16 protein-coding genes are annotated in these 17,047 nt (G+C 75.1%); 7 read left to right on the top strand and 9 right to left on the bottom strand.

The annotated features are described in order from the left end of the window. Window positions 1–112 precede the first annotated feature (112 nt). The 4 genes from OKX07_RS18300 (at window position 113) to OKX07_RS18285 (ending at window position 4,811) form a co-directional block, all read left to right on the top strand. Complete coding sequence (locus tag OKX07_RS18300; RefSeq protein WP_265629429.1) at window positions 113–1,348, top strand: VIT1/CCC1 transporter family protein; 1,236 nt, start codon at window positions 113–115, stop codon at window positions 1,346–1,348. Window positions 1,349–1,408: 60 nt separating this feature from the next. After that, window positions 1,409–2,413: a TIGR03557 family F420-dependent LLM class oxidoreductase gene (locus tag OKX07_RS18295; protein ID WP_265629428.1), complete on the top strand. Its 1,005-nt coding sequence runs from the start codon at window positions 1,409–1,411 to the stop codon at window positions 2,411–2,413. A gap of 83 nt (window positions 2,414–2,496) precedes the next feature. Then, the gene (locus tag OKX07_RS18290) at window positions 2,497–3,795 is read left to right on the top strand and encodes an LCP family protein (RefSeq protein ID WP_265629427.1); all 1,299 of its coding nucleotides are present in this window, start codon (window positions 2,497–2,499) and stop codon (window positions 3,793–3,795) included. Between the two features lie 110 nt (window positions 3,796–3,905). Then, window positions 3,906–4,811, top strand: coding sequence for a siderophore-interacting protein (locus OKX07_RS18285; protein WP_265631957.1), 906 nt, complete (start codon window positions 3,906–3,908; stop codon window positions 4,809–4,811). Window positions 4,812–4,823: 12 nt separating this feature from the next. On the opposite strand, the gene OKX07_RS18280 is transcribed toward OKX07_RS18285, so the two are convergent. The 9 genes from OKX07_RS18280 to OKX07_RS18240 form a co-directional block, all read right to left on the bottom strand. Continuing rightward, on the bottom strand, window positions 4,824–6,074 hold the full coding sequence (locus tag OKX07_RS18280) for an ATP-binding protein (RefSeq protein WP_265629426.1): 1,251 nt from the start codon (window positions 6,072–6,074) through the stop codon (window positions 4,824–4,826). A gap of 161 nt (window positions 6,075–6,235) precedes the next feature. Continuing rightward, window positions 6,236–7,282 carry a 5'-3' exonuclease gene (locus OKX07_RS18275; RefSeq protein WP_265629425.1) on the bottom strand — a complete coding sequence of 349 codons (1,047 nt, stop codon included), beginning with the start codon at window positions 7,280–7,282 and terminating at the stop codon, window positions 6,236–6,238. A gap of 32 nt (window positions 7,283–7,314) precedes the next feature. Next, window positions 7,315–8,646, bottom strand: coding sequence for a glycoside hydrolase family 27 protein (locus OKX07_RS18270; protein ID WP_265629424.1), 1,332 nt, complete (start codon window positions 8,644–8,646; stop codon window positions 7,315–7,317). 49 nt (window positions 8,647–8,695) lie between these two features. Continuing rightward, on the bottom strand, window positions 8,696–9,259 hold the full coding sequence (locus OKX07_RS18265) for a signal peptidase I (RefSeq protein ID WP_265629423.1): 564 nt from the start codon (window positions 9,257–9,259) through the stop codon (window positions 8,696–8,698). Further along, entirely contained in the window at window positions 9,256–10,635 is a 1,380-nt protein-coding gene (locus tag OKX07_RS18260) for an RCC1 domain-containing protein (protein ID WP_265629422.1), read from the bottom strand. Before OKX07_RS18260 ends, OKX07_RS18265 begins: the two co-directional genes overlap by 4 nt. Beyond that, window positions 10,632–11,282, bottom strand: coding sequence for a hypothetical protein (locus OKX07_RS18255; protein WP_265629421.1), 651 nt, complete (start codon window positions 11,280–11,282; stop codon window positions 10,632–10,634). The genes OKX07_RS18260 and OKX07_RS18255 overlap by 4 nt, the downstream gene beginning before the upstream one ends. Window positions 11,283–11,299: 17 nt before the next feature. Continuing rightward, a complete protein-coding gene (locus OKX07_RS18250) occupies window positions 11,300–11,893 on the bottom strand; it encodes a hypothetical protein (RefSeq protein ID WP_265629420.1) in 594 nt (197 codons plus the stop codon). Between the two features lie 115 nt (window positions 11,894–12,008). Next, the gene (locus OKX07_RS18245) at window positions 12,009–12,446 is read right to left on the bottom strand and encodes an NUDIX domain-containing protein (protein ID WP_265629419.1); all 438 of its coding nucleotides are present in this window, start codon (window positions 12,444–12,446) and stop codon (window positions 12,009–12,011) included. Continuing rightward, a complete protein-coding gene (locus tag OKX07_RS18240; protein WP_265629418.1) occupies window positions 12,443–13,633 on the bottom strand; it encodes a hypothetical protein in 1,191 nt (396 codons plus the stop codon). The genes OKX07_RS18245 and OKX07_RS18240 overlap by 4 nt, the downstream gene beginning before the upstream one ends. A 163-nt stretch (window positions 13,634–13,796) precedes the next feature. On the opposite strand from OKX07_RS18240, the gene OKX07_RS18235 reads away from it, so the two are divergent. From OKX07_RS18235 to OKX07_RS18225, 3 genes are all read left to right on the top strand, one after another. After that, window positions 13,797–14,798, top strand: coding sequence for a Gfo/Idh/MocA family protein (locus tag OKX07_RS18235; RefSeq protein ID WP_265629417.1), 1,002 nt, complete (start codon window positions 13,797–13,799; stop codon window positions 14,796–14,798). Window positions 14,799–14,902: 104 nt separating this feature from the next. Continuing rightward, a complete protein-coding gene (locus tag OKX07_RS18230) occupies window positions 14,903–16,249 on the top strand; it encodes an aminotransferase class I/II-fold pyridoxal phosphate-dependent enzyme (RefSeq protein WP_265629416.1) in 1,347 nt (448 codons plus the stop codon). Beyond that, window positions 16,246–17,031 (top strand): formyltransferase family protein, encoded by a 786-nt coding sequence (locus tag OKX07_RS18225; RefSeq protein ID WP_265629415.1) that lies wholly within the window; start codon window positions 16,246–16,248, stop codon window positions 17,029–17,031. Before OKX07_RS18230 ends, OKX07_RS18225 begins: the two co-directional genes overlap by 4 nt. Window positions 17,032–17,047: the final 16 nt, after the last annotated feature.

The following is a 17,047-nucleotide window of genomic DNA, read 5'->3' as shown; positions in this document are numbered from 1 at the left end:
GCCCGAAACGTGCGGCGCGGGCCGTCGGCACTCCCGCGCCGCCCGTTATCGCAACCTCGCGCCGCCCTCTAGCGTTCGGCTGCACCCCTCCCCGTCGTCGCATCGGAGCCGCATGCCCACCCCCGTCCCCGCCGCGCCGGGCGCACCCGCCGCGAACGCGCCGCCCACGGCCGCGCAGGTGCGCCGCTGGCGCCGCAACCTGGCCGACGAGCGTGCCGAGGCGGCCGTCTACCGGGACCTCGCGTCGCGTCGCACGGGCGAGGAGCGCGAGATCCTGCTCGCGCTCGCGGAGGCCGAGCGGCGGCACGAGGCGCACTGGCTGGACCTGCTCGGCGACGACGCGGGCAAGCCGCTGCGCGGGGACTGGCGCACGCGGCTGCTCGGCTGGTTCGCCCGCCGCTTCGGGTCGGTGTGGGTGTACGCGCTCGCGCAGCGCGCCGAGGCGCGGTCGGTGTACGGGCAGGACGCCGAGGCGACGGCGCGCATGGCCGCCGACGAGCAGATCCACGAGGAGGTCGTCCGCGGCCTGGCGATGCGCGGGCGGCAGCAGATCTCCGGGACGTTCCGCGCGGCCGTGTTCGGCGCGAACGACGGGCTCGTGTCGAACCTGGCGCTCGTCCTGGGCATCGGTGCGAGCGGCGTCGCGACGGGCACGGTGCTGCTCACGGGGCTCGCCGGGCTGCTCGCGGGGGCGCTGTCGATGGGGGCCGGGGAGTACGTGTCGGTGCGCTCGCAGCGCGAGCTGCTGGAGGCGTCGCGGCCCGACGCCGACGCGGCGACCGCGCTCACCCACCTCGACGTGTCCGGCAACGAGCTCGCGCTGGTCTACCGGGCGCGCGGCATGAGCGCCGCCGACGCGCACGCGCGCGCCGACGTCGTGCTGGCGTCCCTCGCGCAGTACGACGCGCAGCAGGCGCTCGACGCCTCCCTGCTGCGGACGTCGACGACGCTGCCCGCACGGCCGGGCGACGGGCCGGGCGACGGGCCGGCCGACGGGATCGCGGTCGACGGCGTCGACGACCCGCCGGCCGACCGCCGCCCGGCGCCCGAGCGCGACGAGCACGAGTCCGTCGGCACGGCGTGGGGGGCGGCGGTCGCGAGCTTCTGCTTCTTCGCCTCCGGCGCGCTGGTCCCCGTCCTGCCGTACCTGCTGGGGGCGTCGGGCGTGACGGCCGTCGCGTGGTCGGCCGGGCTCGTGGGCGTCGCGCTGCTGGGGACGGGGTCGGTCGTCGGGTTGCTGTCCGGGGCGTCGCCGGGGCGCCGGGCGCTGCGGCAGCTCGGCATCGGGTTCGGCGCCGCCGCGGTGACGTACCTGCTGGGGCTCGCGTTCGGCACGTCGGCGGTCTGACGGCGGCCGGCACGCCGGCCTCCGGATGCCGGATCCGCGGCGCGGGGTGAGGCTCGGGGGGTGACGCGATTCGGGTACACCCTCATGACCGAGCAGTCCGGCCCCCGCGAGCTCGTCCGGTACGCGCAGCACGCCGACCGGCTGGGCTTCGACTTCGCCGTGTCGTCGGACCACTTCTTCCCGTGGCTCGACGAGCAGGGCCACTCGCCGTACGCGTGGAGCGTGCTCGGTGCGGTCGCGCAGGCGACGGAGCACCTCCAGCTCATGACGTACGTGACCTGCCCGACCATCCGGTACCACCCGGCGGTCGTCGCGCAGAAGGCGTCGACGATGGCGCTGCTCTCGCAGGACCGGTTCACGCTCGGGATCGGCTCGGGCGAGAACCTCAACGAGCACGTCGTCGGCGAGCGCTGGCCGGCCGTGGGCGAGCGGCACGACATGCTGGAGGAGGCGCTGGAGATCATCCACGCGCTCCTCACGGGCGACCGCGTCACCTACGACGGCGCGCACTTCCGCGTCGACTCCGCGAAGCTCTGGGACATCCCGGAGGTGCCCGTGCCGATCGCCGTCGCGGTGTCCGGCGCACAGTCCGTGGTGCGGTTCTCCGGCCTGGCCGACCACCTGGTCGCCGTCGAGCCGGACGCGGACCTGGTGCGGCGGTGGGACGAGGCGCGCGAGGGCCTGGAGCCGGCGATCAAGGCGATCGGGCCGTCGCGAAAGATCGGGCAGCTCCCGATCTCGTGGGGTCCGGACCGCGACGAGGCCGTCGCGCGTGCGCACGAGCAGTTCCGGTGGTTCGGCGGCGGGTGGAAGGTCAACGCCGACCTGCCGACCACGGAGGCGTTCGACGCCGCCAGCCAGTTCGTGCGCCCCGAGGACGTCGCCGAGGCGATCCCGTGCGGGCCGGACCTCGACGCGATCGTGGAGGCCGTCAGCGCCTACTGGGAGGCGGGCTTCACGGACGTCGCGGTCGTGCAGGTGGGCGACGCGCTGCAGCAGAGGTTCCTCGACGAGGCCGCCGGCCCGCTGCTGGAGCGGCTGCGCGCGGCGGCGCCGAGCGACTGACACATCCGCCCTCCGCGAGACCTTCACGCACCCGCCCCACGACCGGCCCCGCGCACCCCGACCGGAGCCCTAGCGTCACGAGCGTGAGCACCGACGACGACCGGGCAGGCCCCCGCCACGCGCGGGTGCCGGTGACCGCCGCGCGCGGGCCCGCGCTCGTCCTGACCGCGGTGGTCGTGACGTTCGCGTCGGTCGCCGGGGCCGTCTACCTGGACCTGCGGTCGCAGCTGGACGTCAGCGACGCCGGCAGCCTGGTGCTCGCCACGCCGGAGCCCGTAGCCACCACGCACGCGCCCGACGACCCGTTCGCGGGCGCCGCGATGAACATCCTCGTCATGGGCACCGACCTGCGCGACGCCGAGAACGCGGCGCTCGCCGGCGCCGCCGACGGCATGCGGTCCGACTCCACGATGCTCGTGCACGTGGCGGGGGACCGGTCGTGGGCGGAGGTCGTGTCGATCCCGCGCGACTCGCTGGTCGACGTGCCGGAGTGCCTGCTGCCGGACGGCGGCACGTCGCGACCGCGGTCCACGATGTTCAACGAGGCGTTCTCGATCGGCGCCGGTGCCGAGCAGGACGTCGACCATGCCGCCGCCTGCACCATCGGGACCGTCCAGGCGCTGACGGGCGTGACGGTGACGCACCACCTGGTGGTGCGGATGACGGGTGTGATCGACGTCGTCGACGCGCTCGACGGCGTGCGGATGTGCCTGCCGGAGCCCGTCGACGAGGACCCCGACTACGGCGACCTGCACCTGCCGGCGGGTGAGCAGCGGCTCGACGGGTGGCAGGCCATCGGGTTCCTGCGGGCGCGGCACGGCACCGGCATGGGCCTGGAGCTGGGCAGCGACCTGACGCGGATCACCCGGCAGCAGGCGTTCGTGCAGGCCGCGGTGCGCGAGCTGCTCGGCAAGGACGTCCTCGGGGACGCCGACGAGCTGTACGGCGTCGCGCGCGCGACGCTGGGGGCGCTCCGGGCGGACCCGCTGCTCGCGGACCCGGTGCGGCTCGCCGCGTTCGGGTACTCGCTGCGAGGGCTGGACCGCTCGCGCGTCGTGTTCACGGACGTGCCCGTGGCCACCGCCGCGAGCGACAAGAACCGCGTCGAGTGGACGTCCGCCGCCGACGAGATCTGGCAGCGGCTGGCGTCGGACACGCCGCCCGCGGCGCTGGTGCCGCCCCCCGCAACGACGGGTGAGCCTGACCCGGGCGCGGGCGGGACGGGGGAGCCCGGCCACGGGGCCGAGCGGACGCCCCCGGCGGGCGAGGGCGAGTCGCCGCCGGACCCGGCACCGGGGGCGGACGCCGGGTCGGGCGCAGGGTCCGGCGCGGGTGTCGACCCGCTCGGCGACGAGGTGCTGCCGGGAGTGTGTGCCACCTGACGCGCCCAGGGGGTTGCGGAATCAGGTAAGCCTCACCTTATGCTGACGCCGTGACCGAGCAGAGCACGACGACCGTCGAGACGTCCGCACCCGCGGCGTCCCCGTTCCGCATGTTCCACGTGCAGGTCGCCGCGCTGCAGCGGCTCTGCCCCAGCGTCCTGCGCGTGACGTTCACGGGTCACGACCTGGACCGCTTCGCGGACAACGGGTTCGACCAGCGCATCAAGTTCTTCCTGCCCGTCCACGGCTCGCCGTACACCGAGCTCATCGACATGGGCCGCACCGGCGACTGGTACGGCTCGTGGCGCGCGCTGCCCGACGACCGCCGCCACCCCATGCGCACCTACACGGCCCGCGGCGTGCGCCCCACGCCCCGCGAGCTCGACGTCGACATCGTCCTGCACGGCGACACCGGCCCCGCGTCGCGCTGGGCGACGACCGCGCAGGTCGGCGACGACCTGGTCGTCATGGGCCCCAACGCCGACCACCACGGCCCGCACGGCGGCGTCGACTTCGTCCCGCCGGCCCGCACGGACCGCCTGCTCATCGCGGGCGACGAGACCGCGCTGCCCGCCATCGCCGGCATCGTCGAGCGCCTGCCGCGCGACGCCCGCGGCGAGGTCCTCATCGAGATGCCCTGGTCCGACGACCGCCTCCCGCTCGACGCCCCTGACGGCGTGCGCGTGCATTGGCTCGGCCGCGACGGCCGCGCCCACGGCGACCTGCTCGTCCCGGCCGTCCAGGCCGCGTGCGCGCGCCTGCTGCCGGGTCAGGCACCGACCCCCGACGTCCAGCTCGAGGACGTCGACGTCGACCACGACATGCTGTGGGAGGTGCCGATCGACTACACGACCGGCGCCGCGCTCACGGCCGAGGCCCACCTGTACGCGTGGCTCGCAGGCGAGGCCGGCGTCATCAAGACCCTGCGCCGCCACCTGGTCAGCGAGTGCGGCGTCGACCGCAAGGCCGTCGCGTTCATGGGGTACTGGCGCCGGGGGAAGTGCGAGGCGAACTGAGGTCCGCTGGAGTCACGGCCCCAGCGCCGCCAACGGCACCACGTCGACCCCGTCCTCACGCCGGTACCCGTACCCACCCGGCGTGATGACACCCAGCACCGCGGGTGGCCCCGACTTCCGTTGGTCGACGGTCGCGGCGAACTTGCGCAGCGATGCGGCGGCGCTCTCCACGTGACCGGCGCCGAGCTTGACCTCGAACGCGCCCCACGTGCCGTCGGGCAGCACGACGATCGCGTCGACCTCGAGCCCGGAGCTGTCTCGGTAGTGCAGCACCTCGCCGTGCAGCGGGCCGGACAGGACGCGCAGATCGCGCACCACGAGGGACTCGAAGACGAAGCCGAAGTAGTTGAGGTCCGCGAGGAGTCGTTCCGGGCCTGCCCCGAGTGCGGCGAGGGCGATGGACGGGTCGGTGAAGTGGCGTTTCGCGGACTTGCGGAGCACGGACGACGAGCGCAGGTGCGGTGCCCACGGCGGCTGGTCCTCGACGAGCAGGAGATTCCCGAGGACGTCGAGGTAGTCGGCGACGGTCTCGCGGTCGATGGCCGCGTCTTTCCCGGCGGTGTCGGCGGACAGCGTCGCGATCGGGGCCTCGGTCGCCACGTTGCGGGCGAGTGACATCATCAGTCGCCGTACCCGGGCAGGGTCCCGTCGGGGTCCGCCGATCCGCGGCACGTCGACCTCGCAGGTGAATGCGACGTACTCGCGGACGTAGGCCGCGGCCTCCTGGACGCGCGCACCCTGGCGCGCGGGCCACCCGCCCGCGACGGCGAGCTCGGCAAGGCGCGGTACCGGGAGGTCGGCGGCGGGCGACCGTGCCGGCTCGCCGTGCAGGAGCGCCGCGAGCGACACCCCGCCGGTGGAGTGGCCCGCCTCGTACAGGGACAGGGGGCGCATCCGCAGCCGGGCGAACCGTCCGGCGCCCGAGTGCCGGCGCACGTCGTCGGTGGGCACGGACGAACCGGTGAGGACGAACTGGCCGGGCTCGCCCGCCGCATCGACGGCGCGACGGACGTGGTTCCAGAGCTGCGGGTACTCCTGCCACTCGTCGAGCAGGTGCGGGGAGGGTCCCTGCAGCACCAGCTCGGGGTCGATGTCGATCGCGGCCCGCGCCTGGGAGTCGGTGTCGAGGTACGTCACCGTCGCGGCGACCCGCTTCGCGGTCTCCGTCTTGCCGCAGGCCTTGGGGCCCTCGACGAGGACCGCCCCAGCAGTGCGCAGGGCGTCGGCGAGCTGCGCATCCGCGACGCGGGGTGTGTACTCCATGCCATGCTCCTGACCTGCGAGTTCTCGCAACTTCCGCAGAATATAGAGCGTAGCATCCGCAGATTATGGAGCACAGCGTCCGCAGATTGTGGAGCACAGCGTCCGCAGATTGTGGACTCGCCGTCCGCGAGACCGGGCTGAGTCGCCGTCGCTCCGGTCGCTCAGAAGAGCGTGAGCTCCTCCTCGACGGCCGCCACCGGGGCCGCCGCCGCCAGCACTGCGGTGCGATCCGGCGCCGTCACCGCCGGCTGCACGGCCTCGTTCGCCGTCCCCGACGTGAGCATCCGCGCCGCCAACCACTGCAGCGAGCCGAACTCCACCGCGGCGAGCGCGTCGTGCACCTGCCGCGCGTCGATCGGCAGCACCCCGGGCCCTGACCCGGCGCCCAGGTCCATCCCCAGGTCCACGTCGGTGCGCATCGTCATGAGCTCGACGTTCTGCCAGAACGCCGCCCGCCCGTCGGGGTCCGCGAGCTTGGTCACGCACGCCTTGCCGATGACCTCGGCGACGCGGCGGCCCTCGTTGGTGTCGACGTCCGCGAACGCGGCCTCGACGGACCCGAATGCGGCGAGCAGCGCGACGCCCGTCTTCGGGCCGATCCCGCGGATACCCGTGAGGTTGTCGGACGCGTCGCCGCGCATGGCCGCGTACTGGCGGTACTGCCACGGGTCGATGCCGAGCATGAGGCGCAGCCGCTCGGGGGTCAGGACGGGGGAGGCCTCGACGCCGCCGTTGATGATCCGCAGCACGGACGTGGTGTCGTTGACCAGCGCGAACGCGTCCCGGTCCGACGTGCAGACCACGGTGTGCCACCCGGCGGCGGTCGCGGTCGCGGCGGCGGTCGCCAGGACGTCGTCGGCCTCGAGGCCGTCCGGGATCACGACGTGCAGACCGGCGGACCAGAACACGTCGACCGCGAGCGCGAGCTGCGTGACCAGGTCGTCCGGCTTGGCGGTGCGGTGCGCCTTGTAGTGCGGGTGCGTGAGCTTGCGGTGGTTGTTGCCCGCGTCGTCGAACCCGATGACGACGGCGTCGGCGCCCGCGCGGTCCACGGCCCCGAGGATCTGCGACAGCGCACCCTTGACGGCCCACGTGGGGCGCCCGTCGCGCGTGTGCAGCTGCGACCCGAGCAGGGCGTGGAACGACCGGTGGAGGAGCGAGTTGCCGTCGACGGCCAGCAGGGTCTGCGTCATGGGGACGAGCGGCACCGCCGCTCGGCGTCCTTCCCTCGGAGGTGGTCTCAGCGTAGGCCGTCGGCGCGGCCGGGCCGGTCCGCGACGTGCCGCAGGAGCGCGGCGCCGTGCGGCGCGAGCGTGAGCGGCACGGCCGTGCTGCCCGGTGCCACGCCGCGCGCGGCCGGGTCCCCGGCCCGGGCCCGGAACGTCCCGACGGCCTCCCCGGTCCAGACCTCGCGCAGCTCGCCGTCGAGCACCGCGGGCAGCCCGGTGTCCGCGGCGTCGAGCGTGACGGACCGCGGGGCGTCGTCGAGGTTGAACACCGCGACGTACTGCTCCCCGCCGTCGCCCTGCGCCGACCACACCACCAGCCCGCCCTCGCGGAACACCTCGCGGTTGCCCGACGACCGCAGCACGGCGAGCGCGTCGGCGTGCGTGAACAGGGCGATCGTCGCGGGGTCGGTCGTGGGCAGGTCCCCGCCGATCATGAGCGGGGAGCGGGCGATCAGCCACAGCGTCATGAGGGACACCCGCTCGGCGGGCGTGAGGCGGTCGTCGCGGGGCTCGCCGCGCTCGGCGCGCAGGCCGATGCGGCCGAGCGGGAGCATGTCCCCGTCGGGCCACCCGGCGGGTGACGCGTGCGGCGCCCAGCGGGCGAAGCGCGCGAAGTTGGCGACGACCTGGTCCCAGTCGTCCCACAGGTCGTCGCAGATGCGCCACATCGTCGCGTGCTCCCGCAGGTGCGCCAGGCGCGTGAGGGACAGGTCGCGGCCGGGGGACAGGCTCAGCTCGATGTCCCGGCCGGTGCGGGCGATCGCGCGGGCGTACGCCTCGATGTCCTGCGCCTGGTACGGCCAGAGCATGTCGTCGGACTTGAGGAAGTCCACGCCCCAGCCGGCGTACAGGTCGAGCGTCGAGTCGTAGTACGCCTGCGCACCGGGGTGGGTGTGGTCGAGCCCGACCATGTCGGGGTTCCACTCGCAGACGTTGGCCCGGTCGGCGACGTCGGCCGCGCGCACGTCCGTCCCGAGCACCGGGGTGCCGGCCTCGACGGCCCGGCGGGGGATGCCGCGCATCGTGTGGATGCCGAAGCGCAGGCCGAGGGCGTGGACGCGCGCGGCCAGCGGGCCGAACCCGGCGCCGTCGGCGGCGCTGGGGAACCGCCCGGGGTCCGGCAGCAGGCGGCCGTGCGCGTCCATCGCGAGCGGGGCGTCGGCGTTGTAGCCGTGCGAGCGGGCCGTCGGGTCGGACCAGTCGATGTCGACGACCACGGTGTCCCAGCCGTAGGGCAGCAGGTGCTCGGCCATGAACGCGGCGTTGGCCAGCACCTCGGCCTCGGTGACCGTGGTGCCGTAGCAGTCCCAGCTGTTCCAGCCCATCGGGGGCGTCGCGCGCATGGCACTCCTTCGTCCAGGTGGCGGGGGGTCCGACGGTAGCCGCGTCCGGTCAGGACGGCCGACGCCCGTCCAGGCGCTGCAGGTCGCCGACGACCGCTGCGCCCTCCGCCGTGCCGTCACCCGCGTCGGGCCGGCCGCTCGGCAGCAGCGCGACCAGGACGAGCGCGAGGACCGCGACCAGCCCGGGCACGTACACCGTGGGCCGCTGCACGGCGGCCACCACCGGCCCGACCGCCGGCACCCGCAGCAGCGGCACGAGGGCGGAGTCCACGACGTACGGCGCGGCGTCGGCGGACGCGTTGGCGTCGCCCTGCATGCCCACGGTCACGACCCCGGGGCCCGCACCCGGCTCGACGGCCACGACCCGGTGCGTGACGAGCCGCCCGGTGCCGTCGTCGAGCGTCGCTACGTCCCCGACGTCCAACGCGGTGGCCCGCACCTCCCGCGCGAGGATCACGTCGCCCACGTCGTACGCGGGGCGCATCGACCCCGACGTCACCACGAGCGACTGCACGGCGCCGGCCTGCACCGCGACGAACAGGGCCAGCCCGACGACGCCCGCCGCGGCCGCGACGCTCAGCAGCGCGTCCCCGAGCCGGCGCAGCGCGCTCACGGCGCCCAGGCCGCGGTCACGGGCACCTGGGGGCGGTTGGTGCTCGACGCCCCGACGTACCCGAGCGCGGTCCCGAGGCCCCAGCAGTACACCTGGTCGTCGGTGCCGATCGCGCAGGTGTGGCGGGTGCCGATGCTCACCGCGGTGAACGTGACACCCGGGGGCATCAGGGCGCGGTCGACGAGCACCGGCAGCTCGCTGGTCGTGCCCGGGGGGACGCTCGTCGAGCCGAGCTGCCCGTCGCTGTTGGAGCCCCAGCACCAGATCTCGCCGTCCGACGTCAGCGCGCACGAGGAGCCGCCCCCCGTGGAGACGTCCGTGACCGTGGTGCCGCCGGGCAGCAGGACGGCGGACGGGGTGGTCTGCGACCCGTTGGGCCCGCCGCCGTCGCCGATCGCCCCGGACGAGCGCAGCCCCCAGCAGTACGCGGACCCGCCGGACGCCGCGCAGGCGTGGAACACCGCGACCGCGATGTCGGTGACGCCGCCCTGGCCCATCTGGCCGGCGGAGACGAGGTGCGGCGCCGGCTCCGGGACGCCCGTCAGCCCGTTGCCGACCTGGCCCTCGGCGTTCATGCCCCAGCAGTACCCGGTGCCGGCGGCGAGCACGCACCCGGTCTCGAAGTCGGCCGACACACGGGTGAGGGCCGACCCGTCCGGGAGCTGGCTGAGCGGGTCCTGCCCGACGGTCGGGATGCGGATCGGCGCGTTGTCCCGCCACGCCGGGTTCGGGCCGGGCACGGGCCACGAGAGTCCCGTGACCACGCCCCAGCAGGCGCCCGTGCCCGGCAGGCCCACGGCGCAGCTCAGCCACTCGCCGGCGTCGATGTCCTGCACCGCCACGCCGGCCAGCGGGGAGTCGTAGGCGTACGGTCCGGGGTCCGTGGCGGGCGTGCCGTCGTACACGGCGACGGGGGCGTTCTGCTGACCGGCCATCCACGGGCTGAAGGTGTCGTAGTCGCCGAGGTTGCTCGCACCCCAGCAGAACGCACGCGCGCCCGCGACCGCGCAGGTCAGCCGGGTGGACGCGTCGATGTCGGTGACCGTGAGCCCCGCCATCGCGTCGGTCCCGTCGCCCACGGCGACGGGCGTCATGCGCGACGTGGCGGTCCCGTCGCCGAGCACGCCGCCCTGGCCGTTGCCCCAGCACCACCCCCGCCCCTCGACGACCGCGCAGGCGTAGGAGTCCCCCGTGGTCACCTCCGTGACCGCGGCCACGGGGATGACGACCGCCACCAGGCCGCGGGCGTGGACCTCGTCCGTCCAGCGGGCGGACGTCGGACCGGTGGCCAGGGCGGTCAGCGCGAGCGCGACACCGAGCGTGACCGCCGCCGCGAGAGCGGCCCGCGCACGCGTCGTCGTCCGCGCGCCCGTCACCGCGCCGCCCCCGTACGGCGGCGCGCGGCCGCACGCAGCGCCCGCCCCAGCGCGACCAGGGCGGCGGCCGCGACCCCCGCGGCCAGCACGTCGGTGCCGGTCGTGGGCAGCGCGCCCACGCCCGCCCCTCCCGCCCCTCCCGGGGGGGCGGGCGACGGGCCGGGGGCGTCTGGCCCGACGAGGTCGAGGGCGTACGTGAGCACGCCCGCGGTGCTCGGCGGTGCGTCCGCCGCGACGCGCACACCCACCCGCAGGTACGCGGTGCCGCCCGCCGGGACCGGCACGTCCAGCGCCTCGCTGCGGCCGTCGGCCGGTACCCAGCCGTCGACCAGCACCGCCGCACCGGCGGCGCACCCGGCCTCCGTCCAGGCGGCGGCGCAGGACTCGACGCTCGTCGTGACGGACGACGCGAGCGGCCCGGTGCCGGTGACGGTGGCCCGCACCACGACGACCCGGTCCGCCGGGACCGCCGTCAGCTGCGTCGTGGCGTACGCGACCTCGCCGGCGGCGAGGGCCGCGAACGTCAGCCGCGCCGGCTGGACGTCCACGGCGGCGGCGCCCGCCGCGGGCGCGACCGCGACCGACCCGGCGAGCGCCAGGCCGGTCACGATCAGCGCACGCGGCAGCCTGCCGCCGACGCGGGGCACGGTCGTCGTGCGGCGCGTCAGGGGATGCCGACGAACGGCGCGACGGACTCGCCGTTCACGAGCACGACGATGCTCCCGGCTGCACCCTGGACCACGCCGCCGTCCCCGGGCGTCACCTCGGCGGGACCGGCCGTGACGTCCACCGTGAACGTCGCGACGGCGCCCGGGTCGAGCTCGGCCGCACCGATCGGGTCGGCGTACTCGGGCGTGCCCGCCGTGATCCCGTCGGGCAGGAAGTCCCCCGCCACCGTGAGGTCCGTGACGTCGGCCGTCCAGGTGCTCGTCGGGTCGTTGCGGACGTAGCCGGTGAAGGTGACCGTCTCGTCCGGCGCGATCTGCAGGGTGCCCAGGTCGAGCTCGAGGGCGGCGACGGTGGTCGCGTCCTGCGGCGGACCCCAGGTGGCCGACTCGAGCCACTCCGGGTCGGCGGGGAGCGCCGGCGCCGTCGGGTCGTCCGGGACGGCGCCCTGGATGTTGAAGACGCCCGTGGCCACGTCGGCCTGGAAGAAGACCTGGTCGGTCCACTGGGCGCTCGTCAGGGCCGCGCCGAGCCCCAGCACCGCCAGCCCCGCCAGTCCGACCTTGACCTTGCGTGCACGTGCTGGATCCATGTCCGCCCCCCCGGGCTGTGCGACGTCAGGCGCCCGTCGTCGCGCGCCTGGCCCTCCACCATGAGCGTTTCGTCGGATCCGCGCAAGGCCCCCCGGCGGGCCGGGACCCCCGGTGCTAGCCGCTCGACGCCGCCGCGAGCCACGCGAGACCGGCCCCGGCGGTGCGCGCGAGGTGGTCCCCGTAGCCGCGGCTCCGGTTGTCCTCGACGAACGCCTCCAACCGCGTGACCAGGGCGAGCGCGTCTGCCTTGCCCGGCTCGGGGCGGGGCAGGCCCGCGGCGACGTAGGTGATCGCACCGCGCTCGCGGCGCGCGAGCCCGTCCTCGTCGAACCGCACGTCGCACACCCACGGCCCGATGCCCACGACCTCCAGCCCCGTCTCCTCCCGGACCTCGCGCCGCAGGGCGTCCTCCAGGCTCTCCGACGGCTCGACCGCACCGCCGACGACGTCCCAGGCGGACGGCAGGAAGCGGCGGGTCGCGGCCCGTCGTTGGATGAGCAGCGCGCCGTCGATCACCACGAGGGCGGCGACGTGCGTGACGCCGTCGGTCACCCGGCGTCCCGGGGGCCTGCGGCGGCCGTGGCGTCGACGGGCAGACGCGCCGTGCGGGGCACCGTGGCCACGTCGAGCACCTCGCGCCAGGCGCGCTCGACGGTGTGGTCGGCGTAGGCGGTGGCGAGGTGCGCGGCCCGTGCGTGTGCCCCGGCGTCCTGCAGGAGGGCGTCGAGCTCGCGCCGGACGGCGGCGAAGTCCGCGGCGCCGTCGGAGGACGACTGGGCCGACCACGTCAGGTCGGCGGGGTCGAGGCCGTCGAGCACGGCGCGCATCGACCCGAACCGGCCGGCCTTGCACGCGTTGGCGTACCGCTCGGGGCTGAGGTCCGGCACGACGAGGCACGGCACGCCGGCCTGGGCCATGTGCAGCATCGTGCCGTGCCCGCCGTGGATCACCGCGGCGGCCAGACGTGCCGCGTGGGGGCCCGTCACGTTCCACGACTCGGCGACGTGAGCACCTGCGAGCTCGGGTGCCGCGGCGAGGGCCTGGGCCTCCCGCGCGGACCCCGTGGCCACGTGCACCCGCGGCATGAGGTCCTCGAAGGCCGCGCGGAACGCACCCAGGTCGCTCCGGGTGGACAGCGTCTTGTAGAGCAGGACGGCGCCGCGCTCCGGCAGCCCGTCGTCGGACGGCGCGTCGGCGTACCCCGTGAGGGGACCGACGAACCGCGCCGACCCCCGGTGCCGCGCGGGGACGTCGTCCGACTCGGGGGTGCCGGGGACCACGACACCGGCGTCGACGACGACCTCACGGGGGTCGTCGTGGGTCCAGTCGATCCCGTGCGCGCGCAGCGCCTCCCTCAGCGCCACGCTCACGCCGTCCCAGAGGTCCTCGCGGCGCCCCCGCCCCGGGTAGACGTAGTCGGGGAAGTCCATGTCCTGGACCACGGCGACCGCCCGGCAGTCCTCGAGCCCGGCGGCGACGGTCATGCTGAGGCGGCTGTCGACGACGACCAGGTCCGCCCCCGTCTCGCGCAGCGTCACGCGGTCGTTGCCGATCGCGGTGAGCCAGTACCCGGGGTCGGACCACACGAGCCACGGGTCCAGCGCCTCGGACCAGTCGAGGTACCGCACGCAGTCCACGCCGCGCGCGCGGACCGCGTCCTCCTGCTCGTCGTCCATCACCGCAATGGTCGCGCGGCAGCCCGTCTTCTCCGCCTCGACGGCGAGGACGACCATCCGCATCAGATGTCCCATCCCATTGCCCCACGGTGCGAAGAGAACGCTCTCGGGTCGCTGCCGTATTTCCATGGTGTTAGCCTCCTGGACGATCGGTCAAAAGGGACGTTACACGCGAGTGGACGGCCTCGCTCTTTCAGGTGAGCACGACCGCAAAGGGGGCACGAAAATGCTGTCGTCACCGACGACGATGGCCTGCATCGGGTACCGGGGTCACCAGGGCTCCGAGTACGTGCAGGCCCTCGACACGCTCACGGGCGTGCGCCTGACCGGTCTCGTCGACCCGGCGGACGGGGGCCTGCCGCGCCTGCTGCGGCACTCTCCCCGCCTCTTCGACCGCGTCGACGACCTGCTGGCCGACCACGTGCCCGACGTCGTCCTGGTGACGCTCCCGCACGGGCAGCACTACGAGGTGATCCGGCAGTGCGTCGAGGCCGGGTCGCACGTGCTGATCGAGAAGCCGCTGGTGCCCGACGTCGAGTCCGCGACGTCCCTGCTGGAGCTCGCCGAGCGCAGCGGCAGGAGCATCGTGACGCTCACGCAGCGGCCGATCCGCCCGGAGTTCCGCTACCTGCGCCACGTGCTGGACACGATCGGCGAGCCGTACTGGGCGGAGTGGTGCTACAGCATGGCGTTCGCCGCACCGACCAGCGGGTGGCGCTCCGAGTGGGAGCACGCGCGGGGTGGCGTGCTCCTCGACATGGGGTACCACGCGCTCGACGTGCTCACCGACGTCTTCGGGCCGGCCGAGGTGCTGGGGGCCAGCAAGCACTTCCGCTACCCCGGCTCGCGCGAGCAGGACCTCGAGGACCTCGTGTCGGCCTCGCTGGAGTTCGGGGACGGCCAGGTCGGCTGCCACCTGTTCGTCGCCCGGCACGCGCACGAGAAGCGCGAGACGTTCGAGGTGCACGGCACCCTCGGTGTCGCGACGGTCGACGTCCGTGCCGCGCACGTCACCGTGCACGCGGAGGACGGCCGTCTGCTCGACGAGTACCAGGGCCCCGAGCGGTGCACCGACTCGCCGGCCGTCGTCCTCAGCTCGTTCCTCGACGTGGCCCGCGACCCCGAGCGCGCGTTGTCGCACCTGCGGCACCACATCGCCGTCGTGCGCACCTGCGAGGAGATCTACCAGTCCGCGGCCCACACCCCGTCCGCGGTTGCCCCGGCGTAGCGAACCAGCCCAGAGAGCCGGCCCAGCGAACCGGCCCAGCGAACCAGCCCAGAGAACCAGCCCAGCGAACCGGCCGAGAGACCCGGCTGAGAGAAGGAGACGCCGTGCGGAGCAACGAGCTCGCCCTCGTCGGCGGGGAGCCTGCCGTCACCACGCCCCACCCCCACGAGCCCTGGCCGCCGGCGCCCCTGCCCGGGGAGCTGGAGCGCCTGGCCCGGCAGCGGACCGACGACATCGGCATCCGCGGCAACGCCGGGCCCATCGGTGAGCTGGAGCGGGAGTTCCGCGACCACCTGACGCCCGGGAGGACGCACAGCATCGCCTACAACTCGGGGACGTCCGCGATGCTCGCGGCGATGATGGCCGTCGGCGTCGGACCGGGCGACGAGGTCATCGCGCCGGTCCTGACCTACCACGCAGCCGTGAGCCCGGCCCGTGCGCTGGGGGCGGGCGTCCGCTTCGCCGACGTCGAGCTGGGGTCGCGGTGCCTGGACCCGGCGGCGGTCCGCGCCGCGATCACCCCGCGGACGCGGGCGGTCGTCGTGGTGCACCAGTGGGGGCGCGCGGCGGCGCTGCGCGAGATCCTCGCCGTCGCCGCCGAGCACGGCCTGGCCGTCATCGAGGACTGCTCGCACGCGCACGGCAGCCGCTACGACGGACGTCCGGTCGGCACGTGGGGCGACGTCGCGATCTTCTCGTTGCAGGCGAACAAGGCGGTGTACGCGGGGGAGGGCGGGATCCTCGTCACCGACGACGACGGGATCGCGGACCGCGCGATCCTGGCCGGGCACTACCGGGACCGTGCCAGGGCGGACGTCCGCGACGCGGGCCTGCGCGCGTTCTGGGAGTCCGGGTACGGGCTCAAGCTGCGGATGTCGCCGTTCAACGCCATCGTCGCCCTGGAGTCGCTGCGCCGCTTCGACGACCTGGCCCGGCAGCGTCAGGACGCGCTCGGCCACCTCAACGACGCGCTCGTCGCGTCGTCGACCGTCGTCCCTGTCGAGGTGCCCGACCGGCGCGACATGGGCGCCTGGTACGGGTACAAGCCGTACCTCAGCGACGCGGGCGTCGCGGTCGGTCGGGACCGTGTCGTCGAGGCGCTGCGCGCGGAGGGTGTGGAGGTCGACGCCCCGTCGGGCCGCCTGCTGGCCCGGCTGCCGCTGTTCGCCGCCGACGACGCCCCCTGGCGTGCCGCCGCCGGGGACGAGCCGTCGCCGATGCCCGACGAGGAGGTCGCGGAGCGCTTCCCGCGCGGGTGCTTCCTCGAGGCGAACGCGCTCTCGCTGCCCACCTTCTACCGGTGGCCGGACGACCGGGGGGTTGTCGAGCAGTACCTCGACGCGTTCGCGAAGGTCGACGCCCATCTCGACCGGCTCGCGGCGGTGCCGGCCGGTGCCGCGGCGGGTGCGCGCCCGCCCGCCCCTCGCGACGCCGCGAGCCACGGCCGATGAGCGCCGAGGCGGACCCGACCCGCCTGTACGTGCTCGGGGTGACCGCGCTGACGGCGCGCTGCGTGGACCTCGTCCGGACGACCGGGTGCGCGCAGCTGCAGGCCGTGGTGGCGCCGTCGGCCGCGCAGCCCGACGTCGACCCCGCCCTGGTGCGCGCGGCGGAGGCGGCGGGCGTCCCGGTGATCGCCGTCGACGACCTGGACGGCCCCGTCGAGGCCGCGGCGGTGGCGATCGGGTACCCCCGCATCCTGCCGCAGCGGACGCTGGACCTCTTCGCCTCCGGCGTGATGAACCTGCACCTCGCGCCCCTGCCCTGGTACCGGGGGGCGCTGACCTCGCTGTCGTTCGCGGTGCTGCGCGGCGAGGACGAGTTCGGTGTCACCCTGCACCGCATGGACGCCGGCATCGACACCGGGGACGTCCTCGCCCGCCGCGACTTCCCGCTGCCGCACGACCGCACGGTCGCCCAGCTGATGCCGCTGCTGCTCGACGAGGCGTACGAGCTGTTCCGGGAGGCGTTCCCCCGCGCGCTCGCGGGGGAGATCACGGCGACGCCGCAGGCGCTGTGGCCCGGGTACGAGCAGTCCCGGTCGGTCCTCTACACGCGTGACGCGCTGGACGGCATGCAGGAGCTGGCCTCGCTCGACGACGTCGAGCTGGTCGACCGGACCGTGCGGGCGCTGTCCTGGCGGCCGGGGTCCGAGCCGTACGTCCGCGCCGCGAACGGCAACCGGCTCGTGGTCACCCTGGGCCAGGACGACGGGCCCGCGGCCGACGGCTGAGCGGCGGTCCCGCGCG

The sequence above is a fragment of the Cellulomonas sp. S1-8 genome (genome assembly GCF_026184235.1).
Lineage (GTDB): Bacteria > Actinomycetota > Actinomycetes > Actinomycetales > Cellulomonadaceae > Cellulomonas.
Note: the sequence above shows the minus strand (reverse complement) of the source record. Positions and strands in the feature narration are given on the sequence as shown.